We start from the raw sequence: 18463 nt of genomic DNA on the forward strand, positions 1-18463 counted from the left end.
CATTGCGCGTGAAGGCTAATATCGGGATTTCCGCGCCGTCTTGGGCGTTGCGCCTGCTGCTATCCCAGCAGCGCTGCTGCAAGGGCAGCAGCGCGCGTGCCTACCCCGCCGGTGCCCATGCGTCGACAAGCGCAAGCAACTGGATCGCCGCCAGACCCCATTGCGCGGCGCCGTTGGTGGAAAGTCCGGTCACTTCGAGAAGCGCGCCGCCGGACGCCGGATCACGCTGCGCATGCGCAGCCAGCCCCAGGGGCAACTCGCCGCCGAGGAACTCCCGCCACGCCCGCGCGCCGAGCACCGGGTCGCGGCGGCGCTGCGCGGCATAGGCGGTCAGGCGGCTGTGCGCCTGGGCGAGATTGTGCCCACGCGGCTTCTCGCCGAAGCGCGCCTGCCATTCGGCGGCGGGTGCGTTGTACCAGGCGCAATAGTCGAGCCATGCCGCCTCGTAGCGCGGCGCGCGCAGCAGCGGCAGCAGTTCGTCCTGGATCTCGACGAGGCCGAACACCGCGTTGAGGTGGCTCACGCTGATGCTGTCCCCGCCGCTGACATAGCGACCGCTCGCGAGATCATAGACCGCGCCGCCCGCCCACCATTGTCGGGGGAGCGCGACGATGCTTTCCATGCCGGCGAGGATCCGGTCGCGCCAGCGGAGGTCGCCGGTCCGCTCCCATTCGGTGAACCAGGCGGCGATCAGCGCGCCCCAGCTGGTGCCGAAGCCGAGCTGGATCTGCCCCGCCGGCAGCGCCGCCGGCTTGACGATCCCCGCCGTTCCGCCGGGCGGCAGCGAGTCCGGCGCGCGTGCCTCCACCTTGCGGCCGATATCGACATGGGCGAGCACCGCGCCCGAGCCGACCAGCGCGCGCATCAGGTCGCCGGTGCGCTCGTCGCCGGTCAGATAATAATAGATCCGGCGATAGGCGGCATTGGAGACGCGTGGCTGCTTCGAACTGTCGCTCCAGTGCTGGACGCCGTGGCGGGTGCCGAGCCCCACCCACGGCCCTAGATGATAGACGTCGACCTCGCCGGTGTGCCGCGTCATCGCCTCGGCCATGCGGAACAGGTCGGCCCGGCCCGAGCGCAGCGCGCTGTACCAGAACCACAGATCGGTCGAGAGTTCCGAATTGTCCCAGGCATAGCCGCCGATGTCGTAGCGCCACTGGTGGCGATCGCTGTCGTAGCTGTGCATCACGTCGCCATGGTTCCAGAAACCATACCAGTGGCGGCGTTCGATCTCGCCGCGATACTGGGCGAGCAGCAGATCGTTCTGGTCCTCGATCCGGGCGCGTAGCGGCGTCGAACGGTCAGGCAGCGACCAGGCGCCAAGCACGCCCGCGCGGTGGACTTGCTGGGGCAGCGCGAGCAGCCGCGGCGGCACGGCCACCGACTTCGCCATCGCCTCCAGCCGAGCATCCTCCGGAGTCGCGGGCAGCGCCCACAGCCACAGCTCATTGGTCCGCGCGATGCCCTTGGCCGAATCCCAGCCGGGCTCGTAATCCTCATAGGTGATGTCGAGGCCCTGATTCTGCTTGGCATAGTCGGTCATGCCCAGCGGATCGCGATAGGACCGCATGTCCATCGCCGGCGCGTCGGGCGCCCAAAGCCAGGCGGTGAGCGTCGCCGCGTCGCCCGCGGCGTCGGCGATGTCGAGCTGGCTCGGATGGCGCTGCCAGAAATTGCCCAGCCCGATCGCGGCGCCGCCCGCCGGGCTGCCGACATAGGCAAGGCCTCGCGCGCGCCGGCCCTCCAGCGCCTCGATCGCGGGCAGGCCATGGCCGGTGCGCTTGGTGATCGCGAAGCCTTCGGCATTGGGCTGGAACAGGCGGAAGTCACCCCAGGCGGGGATGCGTTCCAGCAGCGCGCGCACCGCAGGCGCAATCGTCTCCCAGGGCGGCGTGGCGCGGCCTTCGATCTGCGCGGTGCGGAACGCCTCGCCGGGATCGCGGCGGAGGCCGGTCAGCGGCCGTACCGCCTCGCCCCAGATCCCCGCCTCGGTGGCGAGGCGAACATGGCGGTCGTGGAGCGGCGCCGACAGCGGCACCCGCGCCTGCACGCCCAGACCGGTGAGGAAATCGCGTTCGGCATCGCCATCCCAGATAAAGCTGTGGACCAGCCGCACCGCGTCCGATCCGGCGGTGAAATAGAGCCGCACGCTGAACGGCAGCCAGGCGCGCGCCGCATTGGCATGATGCCCGTCGATCTTGACCACCGCGCGGACGGGCCCGCGCTGCTCGACCGTGACCTGCTCGATCCGGCTGGCATAGGCGGTGCGGGTGACGCTGGCGCCCTCCGCTAGCGAGGGGGCGTCCTGGGCATGCGCGACGAGCACCACCTCGTCGATCACCGCGCGCCCGCCCCGGCTGGCGCGCGTCAGCAAGGCCGCGCCGGTACGCGGGACCTGCCAGCTGCGGTCGCCGCTGGCGATGCGGATTCCCTCGGCCGTATCTTCGACCCGGATCGGCTCGGCGGATGCCACGCGCGTCCCGCGCCCGATCGTCACCCGCGCCGCAGTGCCGAGCGCACCAGCCGGGAGCGCATGGCCGCTCCACTTGATCGAACCGTCGGGCCAGGTGGCGAGCGGCCAGTGCTGCGCCGCCACCGGCACGCCGTCCGACCGCACGGCCCCCAGCCCGCCCAGCTTGCGCAACGCGCCCTGCGGCCAAGCGAGGCCGAAGGACTGGCCGCCCTCCCAGGCCGGCGCCTCGCCGTCGATCCAGCGGGCGTCGTTGGTCAGGGCGGGCGTGGCTGCCCGTCCGGCGCTGCCGCCCACCAGCGTCGCGGCGCCGGCAAGCAGGGTGGTGCGCAGCATGTCACGACGGGTTGCGGGCATGGGTCTCTCCGGCAGGTCAGGCGAGCGAGGAAATGGCGAAGTTGCGCACCCGCAAATGGGTGGCGGTGGTGCGCAGACCGAACCGGCCTTCGCGATACGGCGCGGGATCGTGGAAATCGAACAGCGTGCGGCCGTCGCGGGCGAAGGTGATGCGCTCGCCCTCGGCGGTCAGGCGCAGATGCTGCCAGGCATTGGCGACCAGCATGTCCGCCGCCCCGCGGCGATCGTTCTCCGGCAGCAGTGGCCGATCGCCGGGCCGACCGACATAGCGGCGGAAGCGCGTGGTGCTGTTGGTATTGCCACCGAGCCCGACATAATAGGTCTCCAGCGTGTCATAGGCCTCGAACCGGCCGTTGCGCGGGGTAGCGAGCAGGTCGCCCCCCGGCACCGCTGGGTCGCGCGCCATCCAGAAGCAGTTGGCGTCGCTCACTCGGTCGAACGGGCCGCTGGCGGAAACCGCCTGCAGATCATAATCGATCGCGATCGGCCCGGTCAGCACCGGCCGGAACCACAGGGTCAGTCCGGCGGGCGCCACGATCTCCAGCACGCCGCCGCGGGCGGTGACCGAGGCGGGCTGCTCCGCCTCGATCACCCAGCGCCCGAGCCCGTGCCGAAAATCGTCTCGATGGAGGGTGCGGGCGCGCGGTTTCCCCTTCCCCGCGCCCGCACCGACCAGCGCGGCGATCCCGGCCAGGACCTCGCGACGCGCCGGCATCACAGCTTGGCCCGCACGCCGAAGTACAGGCGGCGGCCATAGGTCTCGATCACGTTGCGACGATAGATGCTGTTGGCGTTCTCGATCCGGGTGGAGTCGGTGAGGTTCACGCCCTCCAGGAACAGCGACCAGTGCTTGCCGATCGCGACGCTGGCTGAGGCATCGACCTGGCCGAACGCCTCGCCGAACGCGGGATTGTTGCCGCGATCCACCGCCGCGATCAGATAGCGGCTGCGCCAGTTGTACGATCCGCGCACCGCGAACCGTCCGTCATCGTAGAACAGCGAGGCATTGTAGCTGTCGTGCGACACCCCTGGGAACGGCAGAGTCGCGCCGGTGAAATAGTCGCGGCCGTTATAGCCGCTGTCCTTCATATAGGTGTAGTTGGCGGTGGCGCCGAAGTTGCGGAGCAGCCCCGGCAGGAAGTCGAACGTCGCCTGCGCGCCGGCCTCGATGCCCTGGATCGTCACATGGGTGGTGCCGTTCACCGGCAGGGTGATGGTATAGGTCTGGCCGTTGATTTCCTCGACCTGATTCCGGTTCTCGATGAACGACTTGATGTCCTTGCGGAAGCCAGTGATCGAGACATAGGAGGTGCGGCTGAGATAATATTCCGCCCCCAGATCATATTGCCAGGCACGATACGGCTTCAGCCCCGGGTTGCCGCGGGAGCCGGTGAGGCCGACCACGTCCAGCCGCACATTGGGCGCCATCTGCGACGGCGCCGGACGGGCGAGCACGTCGGTGGCGGTGGCGCGCACCACCAGCTTGCCGGGGATCACCGCCGCGCGCAGATTGGCCGAGGGCAGCAGCACGGTGTAGCTGCCGGTATAGCGGACCGGCGTGATCACGTTGTTCGCGCTCTGGCTGCCGGTCGAGACGGTTTCGGTATGGATCAGCCGCGCACCGAAAACCCCTGAGAGCGGCACGCCAGGATCGGCCTTGAGCGCCGCCTGGAGATAGCCGGCGATATTCGATTCCTTCACCCGGTAGGTGTCGAGCGGCGAGGTCGAGCCATAGGGATTGGGCACGCCGACCGCGTCCGCCAGATCCTGCCCCAGGCTCAGCCATTGCCGGCCGCTATCGAAGCCCAGGTCGCCCGTCTTGAAGAAATCGCCGCCGGTGAGCCCGGCATGCTGCGCCAGCAGCGACTGGATCTGCGCGCGGACCGCCGCCGGGGTCGCCGTGCTGACGATCTGCGTGCCCGTCACGCCCGATTGGGTGCGTGTCGTCTGCCCATTGACGCCGTTGAGCGTGTAGACCGAATTGTTGAACGTGCTGCTGGAGATCAGGTCGCGCTTCTCGATTCCGGCCTTCAAGGCGGTCAGCAGGCCGTTTTCGTCCGGCCGGTACTCGGCATCGAACTTGCCCCCGATCTCGCGCTGGCGGTTGACGCGCGGCCGCGCCTCGACGGCGAGCGTGTTGACCGGCTGGGTGCTGGTGCTGCTGAACGGCAAGAGGATGTTCGGCGCGTTCTGGCGGTTGCCATAGTCGATGGTGATCCAGGGCAGCACGTCCTTGCCCGTCACCCCCGCGGTCACGTCGACCTCGTCGTTGAACACCTTGGACTTGGCATAGGTCGCGCGCGCGGAGAGTCGGACCTTGCCGACCTGCCATTCGGCGCCGGTGATCGCATTGATCGTGTTACGGTACAGCCCGCCGATCACGCTGCGATAATTGACGCTCATCCCCGACGGCGCATTGAGCCCGTTGACGAAGGTGACCTTGCGCGCGGTTTCGTCGACGATCGTCACGCTCGTCGGATCGATCCCGCCATTGGCCACCGCCTGGGCGGTGCTGATCTGCAGATACTGGTCGTTCGAGGTCGTGTTGCTGCGGGTATAGGTGCCCTCGACATAGGCCTTGAAGCGATCGTCCGGCCGCCATTCGACAATGCCGTTCAAGGCATAGCGCTGGGTCGGCTCGGTTGCGGTGATGTAGCGGGGGATGTCGGGATAAAAGTCGCCGAAGCCGCTCTTGTCCAAGTCGACGCAGCGCGCCTGGTTGCGCCCGCTGAGGCAGTTCTGCGCGGCCGGGGTCGCGGGCTGCGCAGTCTCCACCTGGCGCCAGCCGGTGTTGCGCGCCTGGTCGTAGCGGATCGTCCGCTCCTCATAGGTGCCGGAGACGAGCACGCCGAGCGTATCGTGCGCGAACAGCTTGCTGCCGATCAGCGCGAACTTGGGGTCCACCTTGCTCGCCAGCTCGTTGTAGATTCCCTGCGCCGAGCCCGCGAGATAGCCGCCCTTCGCATCGAACGGCCGGCGGGTGATCACCCGCACCGTGCCGCCCAGGCCGCCCTCGGTCATCTCGGCGGTGGCGGACTTCACCACTTCCACGCGCGAAATGAACTCGACCGGCAGATCGCGGAAATCGACCTGGCGATTGCTGCCATTGCCCGTGCCCGCGGAGATGCTGGTCGACAGCGCTGTCTGCCCGTTGATCTCGACGCGGTTGAGCGAGGCGTCGGCACCGCGGATGGTGATGCTCTGCCCCTCGCCGCCGCCGCGCGTCAGCTGCACGCCGGTGACCCGCTGCAGCGCCTCGGCGACGTTCTTGTCGGGGAACTTGCCGACATCCTCGGTCGAGATCGCGTCCAGCACCTGCGCCGAATCCCGCTTCGCCGCCAGCGCGTCCGCAAGGCTCTGGCGAATGCCGGTCACGACGATCTCGCTGTCGCCCCCCGGCGCGTGACCGTCCTGCGCGGTAGTGGCGGCCGTCTGCGCCAGCGCGGAGCTGCTCGCCAGCAACATGGTACAAAAGGCAACGGAACGTAGATGCGGCATCAAGGACCCCCGATTTGTCAGATTAATGGCCGGCGACAGCGGGGTAATTCCCATCGCAATACTCGGCAAAAAAGAAAAACTAGGGGGCGGCTTCTCTCAGCCAGCTTGCGGAAAACAATCCTATCGTTGCACTAGGGATTCCGCCGCGCCGTAATCGCGGCACCCTATGGGAGGAGAGGCCATGGCGCCGGTCGACATCCATCGCGGGCTCGATCCCGTCATCGACGCGCTGCAGGCGGCGCGGCTCGAATGGCGCGCTGCCTATGCCCGCCATGCCGAGCACGGCATCCAGTTCCCTTCCCGGCGCGCGCTCGCCAAGATCCTGCGCCAGCTGGGTGCCGCCTTGTTCCCGCTGCGGCTGGGACCGCCCGAGCTGACCGCATCGAACGAAAATGCCTGGGTGGCGGCGACGCTCGAATCCACGCTGTCGCAGCTCGGCGCGCAGGTAGCGCTCGAGCTGCGGATCGCCGCGCCCGGCATCACCGCGCAGGACGAGGGTTTCGAGGCCGAGCGGATCGTCGGCGAACTGGCGGCGGCGCTGCCCGAACTGCGCCGGCAGCTCGATGCCGATGTCGAGGCCGGGTTCGCAAGCGACCCCGCCGCGCGCAGCGTGGACGAGGTGCTGCTCTCCTATTCCTCGCTCGGGGCGATCATCCACCACCGGATCGCGCACCGGCTGCACCTGGCCGGCGCGCCGCTGGTCGCGCGAATCATCGCGCAGGTCGCCCATGCCGATACCGGCGTCGACATCCACCCCGCCGCGCAGATCGGCCGCAGCTTCTTCCTCGATCATGGCACCGGTATCGTCATCGGCGAGACTGCGGTGATCGGCGACCGGGTGCGGCTCTACCAAGGCGTGACGCTGGGCGGCGACCCGCAGGCGATCGGCACGCACACAGCGTCCTCCGGCCAGCGGCGGCATCCGGCGATCGAGGACGATGTCGCGATCTTCCCCGGCGCGGTGCTGCTGGGGCCGATCACCATCGGCGCGCGCTCGCAGATCGGCGGCAATGTCTGGCTGCGCCGTGACGTACCGCCCGACAGCATCGTCGAAGCCTCCGAACCGGCCGTGCGGCCGCAACACCCAGGACCCCAATGACCGACCTTGCCGTGCTCTACGAACATCCCGCCTGGTTCCAGCCGCTGTTCGCGGCGCTGGACCGGCGCGGCATCGGCTATCTGGCGCTCCATGCCGATGGCCATGCCTATGACCCGGCCGATACCGCGCCCCCTGCCCCGCTGGTGTTCAACCGCATCGCCATGTCGAGCTTCCTGCGCCAGCCGGAGCATCCGATCTTCTACACCCAGGCGCTGATGGCGCATTGGGCTGGCACCGGCGCGCGCGTGCTCAACGGTGCGGGGACGCTAGCCGTCGATGCTTCCAAGGCCCGGCAATTGTCGCTGATCGCCAAGCTCGGCCTCGCCATCCCCGCGACCCGCGTCGTCCACCGCGCCGCCGACCTGCCCGCTGCCGCATCGGATCTGCGCTTCCCGATCGTGGTGAAGGCGAATATCGGCGGCTCGGGCGCGGGCATCATCCGCTATGACGATGCCGCCAGCCTCGCCGAGGCGGTCGCCGCCGGCACCGTGCCCGAGAGCATCGACCGCGTGCTGCTGGTGCAGGGATATGTCCCCGTGCGCGGCGGCAAGATCACCCGCATCGAGACGCTGGGCGGCCGCTTCCTCTACGCGATCGACGTCGATGGCGGCGGCAGCTTCGACCTCTGCCCCGCGGATGTCTGCCTAGCCACCCCCGGCAAGCCCGCGATCACGCTCACCGAGGCCAGGCCCGATGCCGCGCTGATCCAGGCCGCCGAGGCGATCGCGCAGGCGGCCAAGCTCGATATTGGCGGAATCGAGGTGATGATCGACGACCGCGACGGCACGCCGCGCTTCTACGACATCAATGCGCTATCCAATTTCGTCGCCAACCCGCTCGACATTCTCGGCTGGGACCCGCACGAACGGCTGGTCGACTGGCTCGAAGCCCAGCTCGCGAAGGTGCGGGCATGAGGTACGGCTATTGGATGCCGGTGTTCGGCGGCTGGCTCCGCAACGTCGCCGACGAGCAGATGGAAGCGAGCTGGGACTATGCCCGCGACCTCGCGGTCCGCGCCGAGCAGATCGGCTATGACCTCACCCTGATCGCCGAACTGAACCTCAACGACATCAAGGGCGTGACCGAGCCGGCACTTGATGCCTGGTCCACCGCGGCGGCGATCGCGGCGGTGACGCGGACCCAGGAGATCATGGTCGCGGTGCGACCGAACTTCCACCAGCCGGCGCTGTTCGCCAAGGCGGCGGCGAATATCGACCGGATCTCGGGCGGACGGCTTTCGCTCAACGTCGTCTCCTCCTGGTGGGCCGACGAAGCGCGCCAATATGGCCTGCAGTTCGACCAGCATGACGATCGCTATGCCCGCACCAGCGAGTGGCTGGAGGTGGTGAAAGGCCTGTGGCGCGAGGAACGGTTCAGCTTCGAGGGGCAGTTCTACCGCACCGACCAGGCGATCTGCGCGCCCAAGCCGCTCCACGCACCGGTCCTCTATGCCGGCGGCGAAAGCGAGGCGGCGAAGACGATGATTGCCGGGCGCTGCGACGCCTATGTGATGCACGGCGATCCGGTGTCGGCGATCGCGCCCAAGATCGCCGACATGCGCGCCCGCCGCGCCGATGCCGGCGGCGCACGCATGACCTTCGGCATGGCGGCCTATGCGATCGTCCGCGACAGTGAAGCCGAGGCGCAGCGCGAGCTGGCCCGGATCACCGACGTCCAGGCGCTGCCGGCCGGCTATGCCAATTTCGACCAGTGGCTGTCGGGCACTCAGCTCGAGCGCGAGCTGAAGATCCAGGAATATTCGGTCTCGAACCGGGGCCTGCGCCCCAATCTGGTCGGCACGCCCGAGCAGCTGCGCGAACGGATCGCCGAATATGAGGACGCGGGGCTCGACCTGCTGCTCCTCCAGATGAGCCCGCAGAAGGAAGAAATGGAACGCTTTGCCGCGCAGGTGATCGCCGCATGATCCGCCTGGAGAATGTCCATAAGCAATACGCCGCCGGCCGCGCCGCGCTGGCCGAGGTCGATCTGGAGATCGCCCGTGGCGAGGTGTTCGGCATCATCGGCCGCTCGGGCGCGGGCAAGTCGACGCTGGTGCGGCTGCTCAACGGCCTCGAACGGCCGAGCGGCGGCCGGGTGCTGGTCGACGGCACCGACCTCGCGACGCTCGACGGCACCGGGCTGCGCGCGCTGCGCCGCCGGGTGGGCATGATCTTCCAGAATTTCGGGCTGCTGAGCGCCCGCACGGTGTTCGACAATGTCGCGCTGCCGCTCCGCATCGCCGGCGCCGACGCCGCGACGATCCGGGCGCGGGTGCCGGAACTGCTCGCCCGGGTCGGCCTTGCCGACTATGGCGCGCGCTACCCTGCCCAGCTGTCGGGCGGCCAGAAGCAGCGCGTCGGCATCGCCCGTGCGCTCGCGACCGGGCCGGACATTCTGCTGTGCGACGAAGCGACCAGCGCGCTCGACCCCGAGACGACGCGCAGCATCCTCGCGCTGATCGCCGATCTCAACCGCGAGCTCGGCCTCACCATCGTGCTGATCACCCATGAGATGGAGGTGGTGCGCCAGGTGTGCGACCGCGTCGCGGTGCTCCATGCCGGGCGGCTGGTCGAACGCGGCGCGGTGGCGGACATCTTCCTCGCCCCCGGCACCGCCGAGACCCGCGCGCTGCTCCACGAGGACGAGGCGGAGGCGACCCCGATCCCCTTTGACGGCCCCGTCCTGCGCCTGACGCTCCGCGGCGATGCGGTGGCAGCCCCCGTGATCAGCCGCATCGCGCGCGAGACCGGTACCGATGTCGCGATCCTCGACGGCCGTGTCGGCCAGTTCAAGGACGAGCGCTTCAGCCAGCTGACCCTCGGCCTGTCCGGCGGCGACACAAGGGCGGCGCTCGCCGCGCTCCATGGCCTCGGGGCGGTGGCGGCATGAGCGGGTTCTTCGCGCATGTCGACTGGGCGGAGATCGTTCAGGCGACGCTCGACACGCTGGTCATGCTCGGCGGATCGCTGCTGCTCACCCTGCTCATCGGGCTGCCGCTCGGCGTACTGCTGTTCCTCACCGGGCCCGGCGGGCCGTGGCGGAGCCGGGTGGCGAACGGCGCGCTGGCGCTGCTGGTCAACCTGCTGCGCTCGGTGCCGTTCATCATCCTGCTGATCGTGATGATCCCGCTCACCGTGTTGCTGGTCGGCACCTCGCTCGGCGTCGCCGGCGCGATCCCGCCGCTGGTGGTGGGCGCCGCCCCCTTCTTCGCCCGGCTGGTCGAGACGGCGCTGCGCGAAGTCGACCGCAAAACGATCGAGGCGGTGCAGGCGATGGGCGCCACCACCCGCGACCTGGTGCTGCGCGCGCTGCTGCCCGAGGCGCTGCCGGGCATCGTCGCGGGGGCGACGGTGACCGCCATCGCGCTCGTCTCGTTCACCGCGATGGCGGGCGTGGTTGGTGCCGGGGGGCTCGGCGATCTCGCCATCCGCTTCGGCTATCAGCGGTTCCAGACCGACGTGATGCTCGTCACCGTCGCGCTGCTGCTCGCGCTGGTCCAGCTTCTTCAGATGGCGGGCGACGCGCTCGTCCGCCGCTTCACCCGCACATAGGATCCCCTCCATGCACCGTCGCCTGTTCCTGTCGCTCGCCACCGCCCTCGCGCTCGCCGGATGCGGCAAGGCCGCCAAGCCCGCCGACCCGAACACGCTCAGCGTCGCCGCCACCGCGGTGCCGCACGCCGAGATCCTCGATTTCATCAAGCCGACGCTGGCGAAACAGGGCCTCAAGCTCGATGTGCGCGTGTTCAACGACTACGTCCAGCCCAACGTCCAGGTCGCCGAAGGGCGGATCGACGTGAACTATTTCCAGACCGGGCCCTATCTCGCCGAGTTCAACAAGGCGAAGGGCACGCATCTCGTCACCATCGCGGGCGTGCATGTCGAGCCGTTCGGCGCCTATTCGCGGCGCTGGAAGTCGCTGGACGCGCTCCCCAAGGGCGCCACGGTCGCGATCCCGAACGAGCCGAGCAACAGCGGGCGCGCGCTGCAACTGCTCGCCCGCGAGCATCTGATCACGCTGCGCGACCCGAAGAATGTGACCGCGACGCCCAAGGACATCGCCAGCAACCCGCGCAGCCTCGTGTTCCGCGAGCTGGAGGCGGCGACGCTGCCGCGCGTGCTGGGTCAGGTCGACCTCGCGCTGATCAACACCAACTATGCGCTCGACGCCAAGCTCAACCCGACGCGCGACGCGCTGGCGATTGAGGACAAGAACAGCCCGTACGTCAATTTCGTGGTGGGGCCGGAAAGCGCCAAGAACGATCCGCGCGTGCAGAAGCTGGTCGCGGCGCTGCGCAGCCCGGAGGTGAAGGCCTTCATCGCCAAGAAATATGACGGCGCCGTCGTCCCGGCCTTCTGACCGGAACGACGTCCCGCAGGATCAGACCTCCAGCGGCGGGGTCGGGCGGATATTGGGATAGATCCGCTCGACCGGCTCCGCGCCGAGCTCGCCGGCCTTCTTCCAGTTGAAGGCGTTGACCGGCTGCGAGCGGTTCACCCACAGCGTATAGTAGAGATGGTCGGCACGCGGATCGTCGGTGTTGGGGTGCAGCAGGATCGTCAGCCCCAGGCTGTTGAGCTGCAGCCACGGCACAACCACCGGCAGCAGGTCATTGGTGAAGCCGAAATAGAAGGACGGCGTCACATGCGGCCCGCGCGGCGTTAGGTTCCAGTTGCCCAGCTCGACCGGGAAGCGTTCGATCACCCATTGGCGCAGCCGCGCGGCCTTGGGATAATTGTCCTCATCGAAATAGATATGGGCGTGGTAGCTCTTCACCGCCGTGTAGGGCCGCGGGCGGTCGGGCAGACCGTGGCCCCCCTCGGGACGGATGCTAAGCGGGCGCGTCGCAGGCTCCAGCGCCGTCTTGTCGCCCCAGGGGCTCTTGCCCACGTCGCGCGGCGAGACGATCGGGCGGAAGTTGGGATCGCCCAGCGGGGCCTGGCTCTGGGCTTCCGCCACCCCGGCACCCAACCCGCTGGCGGCGAGCCCCGCCGCCGCGAGCGTCGAGCCGGTGATCAGCCCGCGCCGCGTCGGCGACAGCAGATCGGCCCAGGCCTGATCCTCGGCGCTGTTCGGAACGATGGTTTCTTCGTGCATGCTTCCCCCCGGAAACGGCTGGCTTGAAGGACGCCTCAGCGCGTCCACTGCGCCAGCCAGTCGGCCAGCGCCTGCGGCGTGAGGCTGCGAGCATCGGCCAGTGCCGAGACGCGGCCGCCGTTCAGCAGCTTGTCGGTCTTCGGATCGACAATAAGCAGCGCCGGCACGCCTTCCGGCCGCGACCCGACACCGTAGCGGACCGGGATCGCAAGGTTGCGATCGAACCGGCCGATGTCCACGGTGACGACCTCATAATGCCGCGCCACCCACGGCTTGAGCTTGGGCAGCTCGATCGTCCCGGCGAGCAGACGGCAATCCAGGCACCAGTTGCCGCCGAGGTCGATCAGCAGCAGCTTGTGCGCTTTGAGCGCACGCGCCTTGGCCGCCTTCACCGCCGCTTCGGCATCGGCCTTCTCGTCATAGGGCAGCGGCAGCGGCTTGGGCAGCGGCAGCGGCTTGGGCAGCGCTTCGAAGCTGGCGATGCCGAGCGCCGGCGCCCGATCCGGCGGCGGCGCAGCGGCGGGCAGCGCGAGGACGCAAGCGAACAGTGCAGCGGTGATGGAAAGTTGCATATTGCCCCCTGATTGGCGCGAGACGCGCGACGTATCGAGAGACAAACTCCCACTCCTTTGGTGGGATTTGAACGTATAAAAACTGTGCCCGCCTTCAAGCCCGGCTTTACGCCGGTGCGCTACCCCGCCGCCCTCGCGCGCCCGATCGGGTAGAAATGCGCGGATCCGCATACCCACCAGGCCGCTTCAGCGACCCCAATAATTTCTTCGCTTCAATTCCCATCTATATAAGGGAGATTAGTGCCTGCCGGTCGTCGGCCATAGGAGGAATTCCATGTCGCTCAAGATTCTCGACACCTTCCCCGACTTCACCCAGGAATCGACGCAGGGCCCGCTCAACTTCTACGACTGGGCAGGCGACAGCTGGGTCGTGCTGTTCTCCCACCCCAAGGATTTCACGCCCGTCTGCACAACCGAGCTAGGCGCGGTCGCGAAGCTCAAGCCCGAGTTCGACAAGCGGAACGTCAAGGCGATCGGCCTGTCGGTCGATGCCGTCGCCCAGCACCTCGCCTGGGCCGGTGACATCGAGCGGACGCAAGGCGCTGCGCTCAACTTTCCGCTGATCGCCGATGTCGATCGCCGCGTGGCGACGCTGCTCGACCTGATCCATCCGAACGCTTCGGACACCAACACGGTGCGCAGCGTGTTCGTGGTCGATCCGGCCAAGCGGGTGCGCCTCACCCTCACCTACCCCGCCTCGACCGGCCGCAACTTCGACGAGTTGCTGCGCACGATCGACAGCCTGCAGCTGACCGACGCGCACAAGGTCGCGACTCCGGCCGACTGGCGCCAGGGCGACGATGTGATCCTCCTGCCGTCGCTCGGTGCCGACGAGGCGAAGGCGCTGTTCCCGGCGGGATGGACCGAGCATACTCCCTATCTGCGCACCGTGCCGCAGCCCGAAGCGGCGGACTGAGCGCGTGGCTCGCTTCGTCCGCCGCGATCCCTCGCCGGCCGCCCAGCGGCCGGTGATCGGCGTGCTCTGCTGCAACGAAGTGGCGGACCGGCCGATCCAGGCGGTGGCCAGTCGCTTCATCGAGCCGCTGTCGCGAATCTCCGGGGCGACGGTGCTGCTGGTGCCGGCGCTGGTGGAGGTCGCCGATGTGGCGGCGCTCACCGGGCGGCTGGACGGACTGCTGCTCACAGGCTCAAGGTCGGACGTCGAACCGCACCATTATGGCGGGCATGCGACACCGGAATCGCACGCGGACCCGCAACGCGACCGGGTTGCCCTTGCCCTGACCGAGCGGATGATCGAAAGCGGCCGGCCGGTGTTCGGAATCTGCCGCGGGCTCCAGGAGATCAACGTCCTGTTCGGCGGCTCGCTACGCCGCGACCTCGGCGAGGAGCATCACCGCGCCGGCGACCTGCCGTTCGACGCCCTGTTCGACCATCGACATGACGTAACCCTCGCGCCCGGCGGTCTGCTCGGCGGAACTGCGCAAGACGCTTGGGTCCGCGTAAATTCGGTCCACCGCGAGGGCATCGATCGGCTGGGCGAGGGCCTGACCATCGAGGCGCTATCGCCCGAGGACGGGCTCGTCGAGGCGATCTCCGCGCGCCCCTGCGGCGCCGAGGTGCTCGCGGTCCAATGGCACCCGGAATGGAACGGCGCGCGCACACCTACCGATCGCAGGTTCTTCGAGCGGATCGGGAAGGCTTTGCAGCCAATCGCGTTCGCGGGAGCGGGCACATCGCCACGCTACCCGCAGGGGCACTGATTAGCTGCAGCGCCATCCACGACATCCGACGTTCTACCCCTCCCTTTTTCGAAGCGCCGCAGGGCGGGAGTTTACGCACGATGCGATCCGGCTGGCCAAGACTTGCATCTACGTCGAAGGCTCCAGAAAATCGCCATCTCCTGACAAGTCGAAAGTTCGTGGCGCACTCATGGGCCACCAAAAGTTCGGTCCGAAATCCGGACACGCTCCTCGCCCGGAGAACCATTTTGGTACGTTTTAGGTCCGATTCGAAATACTCTTCCGCGTGGGTCTCTCAACCGTTTAGCGCCGTCATATCTGTTCAAGCAGGAGGAACTCCTAGGCGGAGCCCGTCGCCCGTTCACCGCGGGGTGCCGCCCGCTATCTCAGTCCGTGCGGGATCGGTCGCTAGCGCTCCCTATTCCAGCCATTGGCATCAGTGCCCGTCTGGTGCAGTTCGCTACTGCTCTGGTGCAGTTGGCGGCGCGGACCGGAACGCCGTGTGCCGAGCCCTACCATTGGACCCGAGGCTTGCCTCAGACTACGGCAGTCCGCTCCCGACCAGAATGCGTCGCTCTCCAGTCAGGCTCTGAACGGCAGCATCTGCCATAACCTGGCGCTCGCACTTGGCGCCGGACGATCACAGTGTACGCGCCTCAACCGAGGTCGAACTCTGCGTTGATGGCGGTTGAGGCCGGTCTGAAGAATTTGCGCCGACGGAGATGCGCAGACGGCGGATTGCACACGCTGTCGGCGCAGTGCGTGTTCACCACCCGCACAAATCTGAACGGCAAGCGTGCAATGCTGGCCGTTCAAGAACAAATTCAAGCATCTAAATTGGCGTCATCGTCGGAAAGGAGCCGATCGAGCCCTACGCGGTAGCAGAGCGCGGCGGGAGTTTCGGGCGCTCGCGAACAAGGACTTCGAGGATGATCACGATGCTGGTGACCTATGCGGGCGATGCGGACACGCCGTTCGACCGCGATCATTGGATCAACGTGCACTTCCCGCTCGTGCGAGAAAGTTGGGCGCCTTACGGTCTCGTCAGTGCCGCCGGCTTCTTCCCGCAAGAGGACGGCGCCGGACTGATTGCCGTGGGCGTCGTGAACTTCCGCGACGTGGCGGCCATGGAAGCGGCGCTCCAGGCGCCGGAGACGGCTCGAGTCATGGCGGACGTCGCCATCGTCACCGCCGTCCAACCCCGGCGTAGCGTCCTGCAGCCGCTCTGAGCGGCGTGCCGTCATCGTCTGAAAACTAGTGGAGCGTATGTCATGAAAACCTGGCTCATCACCGGCTGCTCGAGCGGCTTCGGCCAACGGCTCGCCCTCGCCGCGGCACGGCGCGGCGACCGGGTCGTCGCTACGGCGCGCAATGTCGAGACGATCGCGCCTATGGCCGAGCCGTTCGATGGTCGGATGCTCACCTTGCCGCTGGACGTGACCGATCCGGCGGCAGCCAGGGCAGTCGTCGCGCAAGCAGTCGACCGCTTCGGCGGGTTCGACGTGCTCGTGAACAATGCCGGCTACGCGCTGTTCGGCGCGATCGAGGAAGCCACGCCCGAGGAATATCGGCCGATGTTCGAGGTCGACGTCTTCGGGCTAATCGAGACCACCAGAGCCGCGCTGCCGGTCCTGCGGCGCTCGGGGGGAGTGATCGTCAACATGTCGTCGGGTGCCGGGATCGAGGGCCGGGGTGGCGGGGGCTATTACCATGCCGCCAAATTCGCCGTGGAAGGGATTTCCGAGGCGCTTGCCGGCGAACTGAAGCCGTTCGGCATCCGCGTGCTGATCGTCGAACCCGGGCCTTTCCGCACCGATTTCCTGGGCCGATCCATCGCTATGGCGGCCAACGCAATGCCCGACTATGCCGCAAGCTCGCGCAAGCAGTATCGCGAGACGGGCAACGGCAACCAGGCAGGCGATCCGGACAAGGCCGTCGCGGTGATCCTGCGGGCGGTCGACGCTAAGGATGCCCCGCTCCACCTGCCGCTCGGCCCTGCGGCGCACGCGATCGCCGAGCGGAAGCTTGCCGCCTTCCGTCGCGACATCGACGCCTGGCGCGACGTCACGATCGCCACGGACTTCGACGCGCCCTGAAGCCCCCCGCCCCGCCTGAACCTTCCGATCCCATTGGAGAGCGATCATGATCGCAGCGCTGCCGGGCTTTGCCCAGCAATTGGTGCCGGCGAACGGCATCAGGATCAATGCCGTCACCGGCGGCTCCGGCCCACCGATCCTGCTGCTTCACGGCTGGCCGGAGACCTGGTGGGAATGGCACCAGGTGATGCCGCGGCTCGCCGAGCGTTTCAGCGTGGTGGCGATCGATCTGCGCGGTGCGGGTTTCTCCGACTGCCCGCAGGGCGGCTATGACAAGGCGACCATGGCGGTTGATGCGCATGGGGTCATGGCTGCCCTTGGCCACGCACGCTACGCCGTGTGCGGGCATGATATCGGCGGCATGATCGCATTGGCGCAGGCCGCCCTCCACCGAGAGGCAGTCACCCACCTGGCGGTCCTCGATGTGCCGCTTCCCGGCTGGACCCAGTGGAAGGCGACCACCGCAGGCCTCTGGCATTTCGGCTTCCATGCCAACCGGGACCTGCCGGAACGCCTGCTCCACGGCCGGGAACAGGACTATATTGCCACCTTCATGGCCGAGCGCTTCTACGACCACAGCAGCTTCGATCCGGCAGACATCGAGATCTATGCGAGGGCGATGGCGCTTCCCGGCCGCACCCGTGGCGGCATGGAATGGTATCGCACGCTCGACGCCGACCATGAAGCCGCGCTCGCGTACAAGAAGCAGCCGCTCGAGATGCCGGTGCTCGGCCTCGGCGGAGACCAGCGCTTCGGTGCGCGGATGGTGCCGATGCTCGAGGAGTTCGCCACCAAGGTGACCGGCGGCGCGATCGCGCGGTGCAGCCATTATGTTGCGGACGAGCGGCCGGAGGAAGTCGCAGCCGCGCTGATCGACTTCCTCACGGCCGGCTGAACCGGCGCCCGGGCCAATCCCCGCGTGCAATCGAACCAGCAACGAAGGAGACTGCCATGACCGCACCCGTCATTCGCGGCGTAAATCATATCGGCATCACGGTGCCCGACATCGAAGCCGCCAAAGCCTTCCTGGCGGAGGCCTTTGGCGCCCAGTTGATCTACCAGTCGTTCGGCCCGCAGGACCCGCCGCGGCGAGGTCCGGAATTCGAGCGCGCCGTGGGTGCCTTTCCGGGTACGGTCGTTCGCGCGCAGGCAATGGTCAAGATCGGCACCGGACCCGATATCGAGCTCTTCGAAATGCACGGGCCCGAACAGGCCCAGCCGATCCGCGCGAGCGACTTCGGCATCACCCATTTCGCGCTCTACACCGATGATATCGAGGCATCGGTCGCGCGTTTCGAGAAGGCGGGCGGCACCCCGCTGACGGCGCCGCGTGCCATTCCCTATGCGACCGAGAAAGGTCCCGGAAACAAGGTCTGCTATTGCCGCATGCCCTGGGGCACGACCATGGAGTTCATCACCACGCCGGATCGCATGGCCTATCATGACCAGACCGATCTGCGCAGGTGGCAGGACGAAGCCTGAAAAATCGGAGGATCGACCCGCATCCTCCTCGCAGACCAGAACCCTAAGGAGGCCGCCGCTCATGGATGAACAAAGCTTTGGTGTGCGGTTGC

17 protein-coding genes are annotated in these 18463 nt (G+C 67.9%); 12 read left to right on the forward strand and 5 right to left on the reverse strand.

The annotated features are described in order from the left end of the window. Window positions 1–100 precede the first annotated feature (100 nt). Genes ABIC65_RS07650 through ABIC65_RS07660 form a run of 3 tightly spaced genes read right to left on the reverse strand, consistent with a single transcriptional unit; the run spans window position 101 to window position 6292 of the window. A complete protein-coding gene (locus ABIC65_RS07650) occupies window positions 101–2827 on the reverse strand; it encodes a Tat pathway signal sequence domain protein (RefSeq protein ID WP_354307900.1) in 2727 nt (908 codons plus the stop codon). Window positions 2828–2843: 16 nt separating this feature from the next. Beyond that, entirely contained in the window at window positions 2844–3542 is a 699-nt protein-coding gene (locus ABIC65_RS07655) for a DUF6250 domain-containing protein (RefSeq protein ID WP_354307901.1), read from the reverse strand. After that, window positions 3542–6292 carry a TonB-dependent receptor gene (locus ABIC65_RS07660; protein ID WP_354307902.1) on the reverse strand — a complete coding sequence of 917 codons (2751 nt, stop codon included), beginning with the start codon at window positions 6290–6292 and terminating at the stop codon, window positions 3542–3544. Before ABIC65_RS07660 ends, ABIC65_RS07655 begins: the two co-directional genes overlap by 1 nt. 214 nt (window positions 6293–6506) lie before the next feature. On the opposite strand from ABIC65_RS07660, the gene epsC reads away from it, so the two are divergent. The 6 genes from epsC to ABIC65_RS07690 are packed head-to-tail and all read left to right on the forward strand — an operon-like array spanning window position 6507 to window position 11783. Then, window positions 6507–7424 (forward strand): serine O-acetyltransferase EpsC, encoded by a 918-nt coding sequence (gene epsC, locus ABIC65_RS07665; protein ID WP_354307903.1) that lies wholly within the window; start codon window positions 6507–6509, stop codon window positions 7422–7424. Further along, window positions 7421–8338 carry an ATP-grasp domain-containing protein gene (locus ABIC65_RS07670; RefSeq protein WP_354307904.1) on the forward strand — a complete coding sequence of 306 codons (918 nt, stop codon included), beginning with the start codon at window positions 7421–7423 and terminating at the stop codon, window positions 8336–8338. Before epsC ends, ABIC65_RS07670 begins: the two co-directional genes overlap by 4 nt. Next, window positions 8335–9348, forward strand: a complete 1014-nt coding sequence (locus tag ABIC65_RS07675) for an LLM class flavin-dependent oxidoreductase (protein ID WP_354307905.1) — start codon at window positions 8335–8337, stop codon at window positions 9346–9348. Before ABIC65_RS07670 ends, ABIC65_RS07675 begins: the two co-directional genes overlap by 4 nt. After that, a complete protein-coding gene (locus ABIC65_RS07680; protein WP_354307906.1) occupies window positions 9345–10313 on the forward strand; it encodes a methionine ABC transporter ATP-binding protein in 969 nt (322 codons plus the stop codon). Before ABIC65_RS07675 ends, ABIC65_RS07680 begins: the two co-directional genes overlap by 4 nt. Further along, a complete protein-coding gene (locus ABIC65_RS07685; protein ID WP_354307907.1) occupies window positions 10310–10975 on the forward strand; it encodes a methionine ABC transporter permease in 666 nt (221 codons plus the stop codon). Before ABIC65_RS07680 ends, ABIC65_RS07685 begins: the two co-directional genes overlap by 4 nt. A gap of 10 nt (window positions 10976–10985) precedes the next feature. Next, on the forward strand, window positions 10986–11783 hold the full coding sequence (locus ABIC65_RS07690; RefSeq protein ID WP_354307908.1) for a MetQ/NlpA family ABC transporter substrate-binding protein: 798 nt from the start codon (window positions 10986–10988) through the stop codon (window positions 11781–11783). A gap of 21 nt (window positions 11784–11804) precedes the next feature. Here ABIC65_RS07690 and ABIC65_RS07695 read toward each other — a convergent pair whose 3' ends face one another. Then, window positions 11805–12521 (reverse strand): DOPA 4,5-dioxygenase family protein, encoded by a 717-nt coding sequence (locus tag ABIC65_RS07695; protein WP_354307909.1) that lies wholly within the window; start codon window positions 12519–12521, stop codon window positions 11805–11807. Between the two features lie 35 nt (window positions 12522–12556). Further along, window positions 12557–13093: a thioredoxin family protein gene (locus tag ABIC65_RS07700; protein ID WP_354307910.1), complete on the reverse strand. Its 537-nt coding sequence runs from the start codon at window positions 13091–13093 to the stop codon at window positions 12557–12559. Window positions 13094–13367: 274 nt separating this feature from the next. Between ABIC65_RS07700 and ABIC65_RS07705 the strand changes: the two genes are divergently transcribed. From ABIC65_RS07705 to ABIC65_RS07730, 6 genes are all read left to right on the forward strand, one after another. Continuing rightward, window positions 13368–14009, forward strand: coding sequence for a peroxiredoxin (locus tag ABIC65_RS07705; RefSeq protein WP_354307911.1), 642 nt, complete (start codon window positions 13368–13370; stop codon window positions 14007–14009). 4 nt (window positions 14010–14013) lie between these two features. Further along, complete coding sequence (locus ABIC65_RS07710) at window positions 14014–14814, forward strand: gamma-glutamyl-gamma-aminobutyrate hydrolase family protein (RefSeq protein WP_354307912.1); 801 nt, start codon at window positions 14014–14016, stop codon at window positions 14812–14814. A 908-nt stretch (window positions 14815–15722) separates the two neighbouring features. Beyond that, complete coding sequence (locus ABIC65_RS07715) at window positions 15723–16022, forward strand: EthD family reductase (protein ID WP_354307913.1); 300 nt, start codon at window positions 15723–15725, stop codon at window positions 16020–16022. Between the two features lie 42 nt (window positions 16023–16064). Further along, window positions 16065–16889 carry an oxidoreductase gene (locus tag ABIC65_RS07720; protein WP_354307915.1) on the forward strand — a complete coding sequence of 275 codons (825 nt, stop codon included), beginning with the start codon at window positions 16065–16067 and terminating at the stop codon, window positions 16887–16889. 46 nt (window positions 16890–16935) lie between these two features. Continuing rightward, a complete protein-coding gene (locus ABIC65_RS07725) occupies window positions 16936–17784 on the forward strand; it encodes an alpha/beta fold hydrolase (protein WP_354307916.1) in 849 nt (282 codons plus the stop codon). 56 nt (window positions 17785–17840) lie between these two features. After that, the gene (locus ABIC65_RS07730) at window positions 17841–18371 is read left to right on the forward strand and encodes a VOC family protein (protein ID WP_354307917.1); all 531 of its coding nucleotides are present in this window, start codon (window positions 17841–17843) and stop codon (window positions 18369–18371) included. Window positions 18372–18463 lie beyond the last annotated feature (92 nt).

Origin of the sequence: Sphingomonas trueperi (assembly GCF_040545665.1) — a bacterium.
Lineage (GTDB): Bacteria > Pseudomonadota > Alphaproteobacteria > Sphingomonadales > Sphingomonadaceae > Sphingomonas > Sphingomonas trueperi_B.